Annotated in this window: 12 protein-coding genes and 1 tRNA gene; 8 read left to right on the forward strand and 5 right to left on the reverse strand. The window is 66.7% G+C overall.

Features of this window, described 5'->3' with window-relative positions:
- Window positions 1-17: 17 nt before the first annotated feature.
- The 4 genes from ACPV3N_RS09265 (at window position 18) to ACPV3N_RS09280 (ending at window position 3,264) form a co-directional block, all read left to right on the forward strand.
- The gene (locus ACPV3N_RS09265) at window positions 18-554 is read left to right on the forward strand and encodes an adenine phosphoribosyltransferase (RefSeq protein WP_440116885.1); all 537 of its coding nucleotides are present in this window, start codon (window positions 18-20) and stop codon (window positions 552-554) included.
- 82 nt (window positions 555-636) lie between these two features.
- Window positions 637-2,502: a cation:proton antiporter gene (locus ACPV3N_RS09270; RefSeq protein WP_440116887.1), complete on the forward strand. Its 1,866-nt coding sequence runs from the start codon at window positions 637-639 to the stop codon at window positions 2,500-2,502.
- Between the two features lie 22 nt (window positions 2,503-2,524).
- Entirely contained in the window at window positions 2,525-3,127 is a 603-nt protein-coding gene (locus ACPV3N_RS09275) for an OmpA family protein (RefSeq protein WP_440116889.1), read from the forward strand.
- Between the two features lie 63 nt (window positions 3,128-3,190).
- Window positions 3,191-3,264 (forward strand) — tRNA-Gly (locus tag ACPV3N_RS09280).
- Window positions 3,265-3,287: 23 nt separating this feature from the next.
- Here ACPV3N_RS09280 and panC read toward each other — a convergent pair.
- Entirely contained in the window at window positions 3,288-4,151 is an 864-nt protein-coding gene (gene panC, locus ACPV3N_RS09285) for a pantoate--beta-alanine ligase (RefSeq protein ID WP_440116891.1), read from the reverse strand.
- 69 nt (window positions 4,152-4,220) lie between these two features.
- Between panC and ACPV3N_RS09290 the strand changes: the two genes are divergently transcribed.
- Genes ACPV3N_RS09290 through pgmG form a run of 3 tightly spaced genes read left to right on the forward strand, consistent with a single transcriptional unit; the run spans window position 4,221 to window position 6,765 of the window.
- Window positions 4,221-5,042, forward strand: coding sequence for a division plane positioning ATPase MipZ (locus ACPV3N_RS09290; protein ID WP_440116893.1), 822 nt, complete (start codon window positions 4,221-4,223; stop codon window positions 5,040-5,042).
- A 21-nt stretch (window positions 5,043-5,063) separates the two neighbouring features.
- Window positions 5,064-5,351: a molecular chaperone DnaJ gene (locus tag ACPV3N_RS09295; protein WP_440116895.1), complete on the forward strand. Its 288-nt coding sequence runs from the start codon at window positions 5,064-5,066 to the stop codon at window positions 5,349-5,351.
- Window positions 5,352-5,361: 10 nt separating this feature from the next.
- On the forward strand, window positions 5,362-6,765 hold the full coding sequence (gene pgmG / locus ACPV3N_RS09300) for a phosphoglucomutase/phosphomannomutase PgmG (RefSeq protein WP_440116897.1): 1,404 nt from the start codon (window positions 5,362-5,364) through the stop codon (window positions 6,763-6,765).
- Between the two features lie 56 nt (window positions 6,766-6,821).
- On the opposite strand, the gene ACPV3N_RS09305 is transcribed toward pgmG, so the two are convergent.
- The gene (locus ACPV3N_RS09305) at window positions 6,822-7,685 is read right to left on the reverse strand and encodes a BON domain-containing protein (RefSeq protein WP_440116899.1); all 864 of its coding nucleotides are present in this window, start codon (window positions 7,683-7,685) and stop codon (window positions 6,822-6,824) included.
- A 233-nt stretch (window positions 7,686-7,918) separates the two neighbouring features.
- Between ACPV3N_RS09305 and ACPV3N_RS09310 the strand changes: the two genes are divergently transcribed.
- Complete coding sequence (locus tag ACPV3N_RS09310; protein ID WP_440116901.1) at window positions 7,919-10,390, forward strand: ligase-associated DNA damage response DEXH box helicase; 2,472 nt, start codon at window positions 7,919-7,921, stop codon at window positions 10,388-10,390.
- Between the two features lie 82 nt (window positions 10,391-10,472).
- On the opposite strand, the gene ACPV3N_RS09315 is transcribed toward ACPV3N_RS09310, so the two are convergent.
- From ACPV3N_RS09315 to ACPV3N_RS09325, 3 genes are all read right to left on the reverse strand, one after another.
- Window positions 10,473-10,919: an ExbD/TolR family protein gene (locus ACPV3N_RS09315; RefSeq protein ID WP_440116903.1), complete on the reverse strand. Its 447-nt coding sequence runs from the start codon at window positions 10,917-10,919 to the stop codon at window positions 10,473-10,475.
- 40 nt (window positions 10,920-10,959) lie between these two features.
- Complete coding sequence (locus ACPV3N_RS09320) at window positions 10,960-11,493, reverse strand: ExbD/TolR family protein (protein ID WP_440116905.1); 534 nt, start codon at window positions 11,491-11,493, stop codon at window positions 10,960-10,962.
- A gap of 76 nt (window positions 11,494-11,569) precedes the next feature.
- The gene (locus ACPV3N_RS09325; RefSeq protein WP_440116907.1) at window positions 11,570-12,346 is read right to left on the reverse strand and encodes a MotA/TolQ/ExbB proton channel family protein; all 777 of its coding nucleotides are present in this window, start codon (window positions 12,344-12,346) and stop codon (window positions 11,570-11,572) included.

Below are 12,346 nucleotides of genomic sequence, written 5' to 3' on the forward strand. Positions count from 1 at the left end.
TCAGGGATACCGCGGGCGTGAGCCCCGACGATCTCAAGCATCTCGTGCGCTCGGTGCCGGACTTCCCGGCGCCGGGCGTTCTTTTTCGCGACATCACCACCCTTATCGCGCACGGTGACGGCCTGCGCGCGGCGGTCGGCCACCTCGCCGACCGGGCGCGATCCCGTGGGGCCGAGGCCATTGCCGGCATGGAAGCGCGCGGGTTCATCTTCGGGGCCGCGGTGGCGATCGAGCTCGGCGTCGGATTCGTCCCCGTGCGCAAGCCCGGCAAGCTGCCGGTCGCGACGATCGGCATCGATTATGACCTCGAATACGGCACGGATCGGCTGGAGATCGACCCGAGCGCGATCGCGCCCGGCCAGCGCGTTGCGATCGTGGACGACCTCATCGCCACGGGCGGCACCGCGCTGGGGGCGGCGGAACTGCTGCAGCGTGCGGGGGCGGTGGTTACCGATGCGCTGTTCGTCATCGACCTGCCGGACCTCGGCGGCGCGGAGCGGCTGCGCCGGGCCGGCCTTGTAGTCGACGCCTTGATGGAATTTCCCGGTCACTAGCGGATCATGGCCGCGTGGGACCCGAAGGGGGCTCCCGCGCATTTGAACTGCAAGCCGCATTCGTGCGACAACGCAGGGGTTCATGGAACAGCAGGCTCTCGTGATCGCGCTTGTCGGCGTGCTCGGAATCGGCGCGCAATGGATTGCGTGGCGAACAGGCTGGCCGGCGATCGTCCTCATGCTGGCCGCCGGTTTCCTGGCCGGGCCGGTCCTGAACCTGTTCGATCCCGACAAGGTCTTCGGCGAGATGATGGCGCCGATGATCTCGATCGGGGTCGCGCTGATCCTCTTCGAAGGCGGTCTCAGCCTCAACTTCCGCGAACTTCGCCATGCGGGCGAGGCGGTGTGGAGACTGTTTGTCTTCGGTGTTCCGATCGGCTGGTTACTGGGCAGCGTGGCGCTGCACATGGCCGGGCTCGTCTGGCCGGTGGCGATCCTGTTCGCCGGCATTCTCGTCGTGACCGGCCCGACCGTCGTGATGCCGATGCTGCGTCAGGCGAACGTGCAGCCCCGGCCGGCCGCGATTCTCAAGTGGGAAGCGATCGTCAACGACCCTGCGGGCGCGATGTGCGCGGTCATCGCGTACGAGTATTTCCGCCTGTCGGCCAACGGCGCGGTTCTGTTCGAGGTCGTGCCGCCGATGCTCGTCGCGGCCGTGCTGGCCGCTGCGCTTGGCTATTTCGCCGCCCTCGCGGTTGCGTGGAGCTTCCCGCGCGGGCTCGTACCCGAGTATCTGAAAGTCCCGGTCCTGCTGACCGCGGTGATCGCGGTGTTCGTCGCGGCGAACCTGGTCGAGCACGAGGCGGGACTGATCTCGGTCACGGTGATGGGCGTGGCACTCGCAAACATGAACGTGTCGTCGCTGCGCAGCATTCACCCCTTCAAGCAGAACGTCGCGGTTCTGCTGGTGTCGGGCATTTTCATCCTCCTGTCGTCCAGCCTGCAGTTCGAGGAACTGCGCTATCTCGAATGGCGGTTCGCCCTGTTCCTGCTCGCCCTCCTGTTCATCATCCGGCCCGCGACCGTGCTGCTCAGCCTGCTCGGCAGCTCGCTGCCTTGGAAGGAGCGTCTGTTCGTCGCCTGGATCGCGCCGCGCGGCATCGTGCTGGTTGCGATCGCCGGCCTGTTCGCATTGCGGCTGACCGAACTCGGCTATGCCGATGGCAACATCCTCATCGGCCTGTCGTTTGCGGTGGTGGTGGCGACCGTCATCGCGCACGGCTTCACCATCAATCTCGCCGCGCGTCTGCTCGGCATCAAGGGCGCGACGCGTCCCGGCCTGCTGATCGTCGGCGCGACGCCGTGGACGATCACGCTGGCCCGCCAGATGCAGGAACTCGATACCCCGGTGACGATCGCGGATTCGAGCTGGGAGCGCCTCTCACCGGTGCGCCAGGCGGGCCTGCCGTTCTATCACGGCGAGATCCTTCACGAGGCGACCGAGCACGATCTCGACCTGTCGCCGTTCCAGGTGCTTGTCGCGGCAACCGAGAACGAGGCGTACAACACCCTCGTGTGTAACGAGTTTGCCTACCTTTTCGGGCGCGACGCCGTCTACCAGGTGGGAGAGGAGGGGGCGGACGACGATCCCCGCCGACTGCCCGAAAGCCTGCGCGGACGGGCTTTGTTCAAATCGGGCATGGGGGTGGAGGATCTGATCGAGCGTCAGCGCGAGGGCTGGGTATTCCGCAAGACCCGCCTCAGCGACCGATTCGGGTTCGACGACGCCAAGGAGATACTGCCGGACGCAGGGCAGATGCTTCTGCTCGTGCGCCCCGACGGAACCTTGCGGTTCTTCACCCATGCAAGCCAGCCGGCCCCGCGGGCCGGAGACACGATTGTCTCGTATTCGCCGCCACAGTCGCGTTCCGCGGCATTGGCAGGCGAGAGGAAGGCGCGGCGCAAGCCAGGGGCTGACCAGCCGCCTGGCGCGCTCGCCGCGAAATAGAAATACCTAGGAAAGGCAAGCCATGCGCCCCAATCCGCTCATCGTCATCCTGCTCGTCGCCGCGCTCGCGGCGTGCGACCGCGGCTCCGTCGATCTCGACCCCGGGCCCAACGGTGACGCCCCGGCTGTGGGCGAGAAGGTGTCGATCATTCGCGACGACGTGGGGATCGAGCGCGAACCCGCCGCGCCGCTCGCCCCGCTCGAAATCGTTATCGGCTTCCCCGAAGGCGGTTCCGACCTGTCCGCTGCCGCCGTTGCCGCCCTTCGCGATGCGCTCGTCTCGAAGCAGATGAAGGCGGGCGGCCCCATCACGCTGGCCGGACACACCGATTCCGCGGGGCTCGATACCGCCAACCTGCGCGCAGCGCAGGGGAGGGGCGACGCGGTTCGCGACTGGCTCGTCGAGCATGGGGTCGACGAATCCCGGATCTCCGTCATCGCCTTCGGGGAGCAGAATCCCGTCGCGCCCAATGCAAGGCCTGACGGGACCCCCGACCCGGCGGGCCGGGCGCGCAATCGGCGGGTCGAGATGACGATCACGGCTCCCCCGGGCACGCCGTCCGCCGACCCAACGGGCGAGAGCGAAACGCTGGTCGACGAAATCGCCGGTGCTGGAGAGGATTGACGAAACGGTCGCCGCCATGGCAAGCGCGCCTCCGCCGGTTGTCCGGCCCGCGCACGGCCTTGGGCGGGTATAGCATAGTGGTAATGCTCCAGCCTTCCAAGCTGGCTAGAGGGGTTCGATTCCCCTTACCCGCTCCACCGGCCGCTGCCCGCAGGCCATTTCATGCCCCGGCAGGGATTCCCATGTTGTCGATAAGCCGCGTGCCGCCGATGCGCGCAGCTACCAGCAGGCGTGCCGGCGCGGCACCGAGCGTGTCGACTGGCTCGAGCGAGTTCGCATCCACCAGGCTCACGTAGTCGATCGAATCGAACCCCGCCTGCAGCAGGTGGGCCTCGATCGCGGCCAGCGTCGGCGCGACAGCGCTGCCGGCTCCCAGCGCGGCGATCCCCTCGCGCATCGACTGGGGCAGCGCCGCGGCCCGCGCGCGGGTTTCCGGCGAAAGATACCGGTTGCGGCTAGACAGCGCGAGGCCGTCCGGCTCGCGCACCGTGCCCACCCCGACGACGGCGTCAACGTGCGGCGCGGCGAGATCGAGGTCGCGCGCCATCCGGCGGATCACGGCGAGCTGTTGCCAGTCCTTTTCGCCGAAAACGGCCACGTCGGGGCGGACCTGGTTGAACAATTTGAGCACGACGGTCGCCACCCCGTCGAAGTGGCCGGGGCGCGCCGCGCCGCAAAGCCCCTCGCTGACGTCGGCGACCGAAACATTGGTGGCGAACCCGTCGGGGTACATCGCCGCGACGCCGGGCGCCCAGACCAGCTCGACCCCTTCCGCTTCAAGCAGGCGGCAATCCTCGGCGAATGTGCGCGGATAGGCATCGAGATCCTCACCCGGGCCGAACTGCTTGGGGTTGACGAAGATTGACACCGCGACCGCATCGCAATGCCGCTTGGCCTCGCGCACGAGTGTCAGGTGGCCTTCGTGAAGCGCACCCATCGTCGGCACGAGCGCAAGCCGCCCGCCCTCGCCCCTGATGGCGTCCACGGCGCTTCTCAACACTTCCAGCGTCGTCGCGGTTTGCATGCGGCTTCGTGCCTCCGCTATTCCTCGGTTCGGTCAACGCCCTAGCGGGCACACTACGGGAATGCACGCGTGTCAAAGCCGGCTCACAGGATCGTATTCGCCAACGAAAAGGGCGGCACCGGCAAGTCCACCACCGCGGTTCATATCGCAGTGGCGCTCGCCTATCGCGGGGCGAAAGTGGCGGCGATCGACCTTGATCCACGCCAGCGCACGCTCTACCGCTATCTTGAAAACCGAGCCGAAACTGCGTCGCGGCGCGAGATAGTCCTGCCGAGCGCGCGGTTCGAGGTATTCGAGGGCGGCACCCCCGATGAACTCGAGGCCATGACCCGGTCGCTGGCGGACGGGTGCGATTTCGTCGTGTTCGACACGCCCGGCCGCGACGATCCGCTCGCGCGCCATGCGGCGACCGAGGCCGACACCCTCGTCACCCCCCTTAACGACAGCTTTGTCGATTTCGACCTCATCGGGCAGGTCGACGCCGAGACCTTCAAGGTGCGCAAGCTGTCGTTCTACGCCGAGCTGATCTGGGAAGCGCGGATCAAGCGCAGCCGTTCGCAGATCGAGCAGAACCGGCGCGAGATGGACTGGGTGGTCGTTCGCAACCGCACCGGCCACGTCGAGGCGCGCAACATGGCGCGGATCGAGGCGGCGCTGAGAGAGCTGTCGAAGCGGGTCGGATTTCGCGTCGCCCACGGCCTGTCGGAACGCGTGATCTACCGCGAACTGTTCCCGAGCGGGTTGACGCTGCTCGACAAGGGGCACCTCGGCGAACTCGGCACCAGCCATCTCGTCGCGCGTCAGGAACTGCGCAACCTCGTCGCGGCGCTGAACCTGCCTGTGCCCGCGGGCGGCTTTGCCGGACGCAAAGCGGAGCTGGCGCTGGCCTGACGCGCGCGCTAGGCGGCGCCGGTGTTCAAGCTCCTCGTCATAGCTGGCATTATCGCGCTCGTTGTGCGGGTCGCGACCGGCCGCTGGCCGTGGGCATTCCTGACCGCGACGTCCTCGCGGCAGCAAGCCATTCGCAAGGCGCGCGCCCTGCTCGGCGTCCGGCAGGCGGCTTCGCGCGGCGAGATCGTCGAGGCGCACCGGCGGCTGATCGGCATGGTCCATCCCGATCGCGGTGGCTCGAACGATCAGGTTTACGAGGCGAACGCGGCGCGCGACCTGCTTCTGGGCGAACTGCCCGACAACCGCTGAGGAAGACCACTTGAGCCACACATTCGATCCGACCGCGCTTCGCGAATACGACATCCGCGGGATCATCGGCGAGACGCTCGGTCCGGAAGACGCGCGCGCGATCGGCCGCGGTTTTGCGACGATGCTGCGAGAGGTCGGCGGACGTACGGTCGCGGTCGGCTACGACGGGCGCGTGAGCAGTCCGATGCTCGAGCACGCGCTGGTCGAGGGCCTGACCGCTTCTGGTTGCGACGTGGTGCGGATCGGGATGGGTCCCACCCCGATGCTTTACTATGCCGAGGCGTCAGCCGAAGAGGTGCATGGCGGCATTCAGATAACCGGCAGCCACAATCCCGCCAATTACAACGGCTTCAAGATGGTATTCGCGGGACGGCCGTTTTTCGGGGAGGACATCGTCGAGCTGGGCCGCCGTGCGCAGGCCGGCGCCTGGGCCGACGGGCAGGGCAAGGTCGTTACGCGCGAGGTCCTCGAGGATTACGTCGAGCGACTGCTCCTCGGCCTGAAGGGGATCGACCACGATGGGCTGGCCGGTCTTCGAATCGGTTGGGACGCGGGTAACGGCGCCGCGGGTCCCGCGCTCGAGGCGCTCGCCGCCCGGTTGCCGGGGGAGCACCACCTTCTCTACACCGAGGTCGACGGGTCGTTTCCCAATCATCATCCTGATCCTACCGTTTCCGAAAATCTCGAGGACTTGCGGCGCCTTGTCGCGTCGAAGAACCTCGACTTCGGAGTGGCTTTCGACGGCGACGGCGACCGGATCGGGGCGATCGACGGCGAAGGCCGGGTTGTCTGGGGGGATCAATTACTCATGATCTTCGCCGAAGACTTGCTAGGGAGACTACCTAGCGCGCCCGTGATCGCGGACGTGAAGGCCAGCCGGGCGCTGTTCGATCGCGTCGCGGCGCTGGGCGGCAGGCCGCTGATGTGGAAGACCGGGCACAGCCTGATTAAGTCCAAAATGAAGGAGATTGGCGCTCCGCTCGCGGGCGAGATGAGCGGCCATGTCTTCTTTGCGGACGACTACTACGGGTTCGACGACGCGCTCTATGCAGGCGTGCGACTGATCGCCGCGTCGGCGCGGCTCGGCAAGTCGGTGACCCAGCTTCGCGGCGAGATGCCCGCCATGATCAACACGCCGGAACTGCGATTCCAGGTTGACGAGGCGCGCAAGTTCGCGGCGATCGACGAGGTAAAGGGGCGGCTCGCCGGCTCGCCTCATGACGTTGATCTTACCGACGGCGTGCGCGTGACCACGCCGGACGGGTGGTGGCTCCTGCGCGCTTCGAACACGCAGGATGTCCTTGTCGCGCGAGCGGAAAGCGAGACCGAAGAGGGTCTCGAACGTCTGGTCGCGCAGATCGACGATCAGCTTGCCGCTTCCGGCCTCGAGCGGGGGGCGCAGGCGGGCCACTGAACGAGACAAGGGGCCCGCCGAAGCGGGCCCCTTACCTGCCCGGCCGGGCCGGGCGATCAGCTCTCGCTGCCCGTGTCTGCTTCGCCGAAACGCTCGCGGTCCTTCACGCGCAGGTTGTTCTGCACGTGTCCGACGCCCGAGATGTCCTCGACGAGGTCTTCTGCCCGGCGCTTGGCGCTGCGGTGGTCGACCGTCCCGTCAAGCGTGACCTCGCCGCCCTTGACGCTCACCTGGATATTGCGCGCGTCGAGCCGCCAGTCATCGGTCAGGCGGTCGCACGCATCTTCCAGGATCCGTTCGTCCGAGCGGGTGTAGTTTGCCGGGCCCGAACCGCGGTGATCCATTCGGCGGCGGCGGGCGGCGTCCTCGTCCCCGAACCAGCTGGCGATCTCGTCTCCTGCCTTTTCGAAGAACCCCCGGTCGTCGTCGCGATCGTAATCGTCGCGGTCATAGCGGCTACGCCCGCCGTAACTGCGTTCGCCGTAACCGTAGCCGGGCCGCGCGCCATACGAGCGTCCGCCGCGGCGCGAGAAGTCTCGCCCGTCCTGGCTTTCGGAAGTGAAGTAGTCGAGCCCGTTGTCGTAGCGGGAAGGGCCGTAGTCTCGATCGCGCGCGAAGTGGCGATGATCGCTCCCCATCGGGCCGCGGTTGTCGCGGGAGCGATAGTCGTCGCGGCCGAATGAGCGGTCGCGAGATGGCGCGCGCCAGGTGACTTCTTCGTAATACACGACGGGGCGGCGGCCCTGCTCGCCCATCTGGCCGCGGCTGCCGCCTTGGCCGAACCCGTCCTGGTCATAGCCACCGGTATCCTCGAATTGCTCGGCCTGTCGTGAACCTTCGTAATTCCGCGAGTAGTCGTCATCGTGGTCGATGGTGCGCGAACCGGTGCTGCGGTCGCGGCGGCGATTGCGGTCGTCCATATCTTCTCTCCTGGTTGCTGCCTTGAACATGGGGCTGGCCGGGCAGGCAGCCGTGCCGCGAGGCCAGGCCCGTCGGAACGGTGGATCAACGGGCGACCGGGCCGGTTGTTTCGTCATCCGTCGCGCGATCCCCGCATTTCGGCGAGCAATGTCCCGTGCCTGCGATGCGGTCGACATCCCGCGTCCCCTCGGCGCGCTGGAGCTTTGTGCGCTGTCGTGCTTTGCCACATCATATGGCTGGTGACGTTCCCCCCGAAATCGAAGGCTGGTTCGCGGGCCGCGGCTGGCGCGTGCGGCGGCACCAGTCCCAGGTGCTGGCGGCGAGCGACGCCGGGCGCCATGCGCTGCTCGTTGCCGACACCGGCGCGGGAAAGACGCTCGCGGGGTTCCTGCCCACTTTGGCGGCATTCACCGCCTCGCGTCTGGGCGGGGAAGAGCCGCCCGACGGGCTTCACACGCTGTATGTCTCGCCCCTCAAGGCGCTGGCGCACGACGTGCAGCGCAACCTCGTCACCCCCGTCGAGGAAATCGGCCTTCCGGTCCGGATCGAGACCCGCAGTGGCGACACCCCGACCGACCGCAAGAAACGCCAGCGCGCCAAGCCGCCGCATGTCCTGCTGACGACGCCCGAATCGCTTTCGCTACTCCTCAGCTATCCCGACAGTTTCGCCATGTTTGCCGGGTTGAAGCGGGTGGTGATCGACGAGATACACGCGTTCGCGACGGGCAAGCGTGGCGACCTGCTCGCGCTTGCGCTCAGCCGGCTGCAGGCCATCGCGCCAGGCATGGAGCGCACCGCCCTCAGCGCCACGCTCGCCAATCCGGAGAGCTTTCGCGAATGGCTCGCGCCGTGGGGCGACATCGACAGCGTCGAACTGGTCGAAGGCGAAGCGGGCGCCCCGGCGGAGGTGGAAATCCTCCTGCCGGTCGAGGAACGCGTGCCGTGGGGCGGGCACGCCGCGACGTGGGCCATCCCGCAGCTGTACGAGGAAATCCGGCGCAACCGTACGACGCTGATCTTCACCAACACCCGGTTTCTTGCCGAATACGTGTTCCAGAACCTGTGGAATGTGAACGATGACACGCTGCCCATCGGCATTCACCATGGCTCGCTCAGCAAGGAGGCGCGCCGCAAGGTCGAGGGCGCGATGGCCCGCGGCGAACTGCGCGCGCTGGTTGCGACCGCCAGCCTCGATCTCGGCATAGACTGGGGCGATATCGACCTCGTCGTCCAGATGGGCGCTCCCAAGGGGTCCTCGCGGCTCCTCCAGCGGATCGGCCGCGCCAATCACCGGCTCGACTGCCCGAGCCGGGCAATTCTGGTGCCCGGCAACCGGTTCGAATTCCTCGAGGCGACCGCGGCCAAGGACGCGGTCGACGAGGGGCAGCGCGACGGGGAAGACTTTCGCCCGGGCGGGCTCGACGTGCTCGCACAGCACGTGATGGCTTGCGCCTGTGCCGCCCCCTTCGACGAGGCCGGGCTGCTCGCCGAGGTCCGCTCGAGCCTTGCCTACAGCTGGCTCGACCAGGAAGACTGGGAGCGCGTGCTGACCTTTGTGGCGACGGGGGGATACGCGCTCAAGGCGTACGACAAGTTCCGCCGGATCGTGAAGGACAGGGACGGGACGTGGCGCCTTACCCACCCTGAACAGGCCGCGCGGCACCGGCTCAACGCCGGGATCATCGTCGATTCGGAAATGCTGGACGTGCGGTTCGGGAACGGGCGATCGCTCGGCAAGGTGGAGGAACGCTTCGCCGCCTCGCTGCGTCCGGGCGACACCTTCCAGTTCGCCGGCATCAACCTCGAGGTCGAGCGGATCAGGGACATGGAGTTGACCGTGCGCGCCTCGTCCAAGGCGGCGATGATACCCAGCTATGGCGGCCAACGGCTGCCCTTGACGACGCATCTCGCCGACCGTGTGCGCGCCATGCTGGTCGACCGGGCGGGATGGGCGCGCTTTCCCGACGACGTGCGCGAGTGGCTCGAGGTGCAGGACTGGCGATCGAAGATGCCCGGGCCCGATACCTTGCTGGTGGAGACCTTCCCCCACGCCAGGAAGCATTACACCGTGTTCTACACATTCATCGGGTGGAATGCGAACCAGTCGCTGGGCATGCTCGTCACCAAGCGGATGGAGGATCGAGGGTTGTCGCCGCTGGGATTCAACGCGAACGACTACTGCCTCGCGGTGTGGGGCCTGCGCCCGGTCGCGGATGCGGCGCCGCTACTTTCGCCGGACATTCTGCAGGACGAATTTATAGAGTGGGTGCAGAACTCCCACCTGCTGCGCCGCGCCTTTCGCGAAGTCGCGGTGATCGGCGGGCTCGTGGAGCGCCAGCATCCCGGCAAGCGCAAGACCGGCAAGCAGGTGACCTTCTCCACCGACCTCATCTACGACGTGCTGCGCAAGTACGAACCCGATCACGTGCTGCTTGAAGCCGCCTGGGCTGACGCCCGTACGCGGATGACCGATATCGGCCGTCTTGGCGACCTTCTCGACCGCGCGGCAGACGAACTGCTTCTCGTCGAACTGGACCGGGTCAGCCCGCTTGCAGTGCCGGTCATGACGCTGATCGGGCGCGAGGCGATGCCGCAGGGATCGGTCGACGACGAGCTGGTGCTCGAGGCCGAGACGCTCGCGTCGGCGGCGATGCGGATCGAAGGGTCCGATGACCTCGCCGCAGCCGGAAAAGCCAGCGACTGATCTTCGCTCGCGCCCGGCGCAAAAAAAGGGGCGGATCGCTCCGCCCCTTGATCTTCTGTTCGAGCTTGAATGCGTTGGGGCGTCAGGCCCCCGCAGGCTTGCCGAACTCGCGGTACTTCTCGTTGCCGACGAAGCCGAACTTCGTGACACCGGAAGCCTTGATGACGTTGAGCACGCGGATCGACAGGTCATAGCTGGCCTGCTGGTCCGGCTCGAACTGCAGTTCGGGTTCCGGCTGAATTGCCTTGGTCGCCTCGAGGTTACGGACGAGTTCGCCCTGGTCGATTGCGGTGCCGTTCCACAGGATCTCGTTCATCGGGGTCAGCACGATCTTGTTCTTGATCGGGTCGATCATGTCCGGTGGCGGCGGCTCGTTGTTCGGCACCGGAAGATCGATATCGACCGAGTGCGTCGCCACTGGAATGGTGATGATGAACATGATCAGGAGCACGAGCATGACGTCGATCAACGGCGTCGTGTTCATCTCCATCATCGGCGAGCCATCGTCCTTGCCGCCTGACATTGCCATGGTGGGTTACTCCTGGATTCGCTTTGTCGATGCGCGGCCGTCAGCCGTTCGGGTCGACCGGGTTCGAAATGAAGCCGACGGTGGGATAACCAGCCGCCTGCACGTTGTAGATCGCACCCGCGATGCAGCGCCACGGCGCGTTCACGTCGCCGCGAATGTGCACCTGCGGGATCGCTTCCGGGTTCTCCATCAGCGCCTCGGGTCCACCGGCCGCCTGGACGATCGCGTCGAGCCGCTCGAACGCCCGGTCGTAGAGTTCCTTGGAATCCACTGCGGTGGTGTTGTTGAAGTAGACCCGGCACTGGCCGTTGCGCGACGCGCCTTCGAAGCCGGGGTCACCCGCGCTCCGGCCGGCATCGTCGGAGGTGCTGACGGTCAGGAGCAGGTTCTCGACCTTGTCCTTCGATTCGACCGACGGCATCACCGGAATCTTGAGCTTCTCGATCGTCTGGATCGCGACCGGCACCGCGATGAGGAAGATGATCAGAAGCACCAGCATCACGTCCACCAGCGGCGTGGTGTTGATGTCCGACATCGGCGTTTCGCCGCCGCCGCCTCCGCTAGAAATCGCCATGGGCTTCCTGTCCTATCTCAAATCAGTCGTTCGGCTGGCGGAGGGAATGCCGCAGGGCACCCCTCCGCCCGTCCGATCAGGTGCGCGGCGCGGCGGGCTTCGCCGGAGCAGTCGCGGCCGCCTTGGCAGCCTGCTGCGTCGACGTCTGGGTCATCACCGCAGGCTTGACCGCACCCTTCGAGTTGATGTTCGCGAGGATGTCGGTCGAGAAGCCCGAAAGCAGCTCGGCGATGCGCTTGTTGCGGGCCTGGAGCCAGTTGTACGCAAGCACCGCAGGCACGGCGACGAGCAGACCGATCGCGGTCATGATCAGCGCTTCGCCGACGGGTCCGGCGACCTTGTCGATCGAGGCCGAGCCGGCGAGGCCGATGTTGATCAGCGCGCGGTAGATACCGATAACCGTGCCGAGCAGGCCGACGAACGGGGCCGTCGCACCCACGGTCGCGAGGAACGGCAGGCCGCCCGCGAGCTTGGCGTTGATCGACGCTTCCGAGCGCGCGAGCGAGCCGTGCAGCCAGTCGTGTGCTTCCATCGCGTCGGTCATCTTGCCGTGCGATTCCTCGGCGGTCAGGCCGTCGTCGACGAGCTGGCGCCACGCGCTGTTCTTCTCGAGCTTGGTCGCGCCTTCGCGGAGGGTCGGCGCGCGCCAGAAGTTGGTGCGCACGGCCTTGTACTGGTTGAAGATCTTCTGCTGTTCCATCCACTTGGTGATCAGGATGTAGAACGAGCCGACCGACATGATGACGAGCGTGCCGAAGATCGACCACGCGATCACGCCGCCCTGGTTCATGGCTTCCCAGAAGCCGAACTGATTCTTCACCGGAGCGGCTGCCGCCAGGAGTTCAATATACAT

Origin of the sequence: Tsuneonella sediminis (genome assembly GCF_051912845.1) — a bacterium.
Taxonomy (GTDB): Bacteria; Pseudomonadota; Alphaproteobacteria; order Sphingomonadales; family Sphingomonadaceae; genus Tsuneonella; species Tsuneonella sediminis.

What these genes read in the sequence shown, in the direction of transcription:
- ACPV3N_RS09270 (WP_440116887.1), top strand. Translation starts at nt 637, where the DNA reads ATGGAACAGCAGGCTCTCGTGATCGCGCTTGTCGGCGTGCTCGGAATC.
- ACPV3N_RS09275 (WP_440116889.1), top strand. Translation starts at nt 2,525, where the DNA reads ATGCGCCCCAATCCGCTCATCGTCATCCTGCTCGTCGCCGCGCTCGCG.
- panC (WP_440116891.1), bottom strand. Translation starts at nt 4,151, where the DNA reads ATGCAAACCGCGACGACGCTGGAAGTGTTGAGAAGCGCCGTGGACGCC.
- ACPV3N_RS09305 (WP_440116899.1), bottom strand. Translation starts at nt 7,685, where the DNA reads ATGGACGACCGCAATCGCCGCCGCGACCGCAGCACCGGTTCGCGCACC.
- ACPV3N_RS09310 (WP_440116901.1), top strand. Translation starts at nt 7,919, where the DNA reads ATGGCTGGTGACGTTCCCCCCGAAATCGAAGGCTGGTTCGCGGGCCGC.
- ACPV3N_RS09315 (WP_440116903.1), bottom strand. Translation starts at nt 10,919, where the DNA reads ATGGCAATGTCAGGCGGCAAGGACGATGGCTCGCCGATGATGGAGATG.
- ACPV3N_RS09320 (WP_440116905.1), bottom strand. Translation starts at nt 11,493, where the DNA reads ATGGCGATTTCTAGCGGAGGCGGCGGCGGCGAAACGCCGATGTCGGAC.
- ACPV3N_RS09325 (WP_440116907.1), bottom strand. Translation starts at nt 12,346, where the DNA reads ATGTATATTGAACTCCTGGCGGCAGCCGCTCCGGTGAAGAATCAGTTC.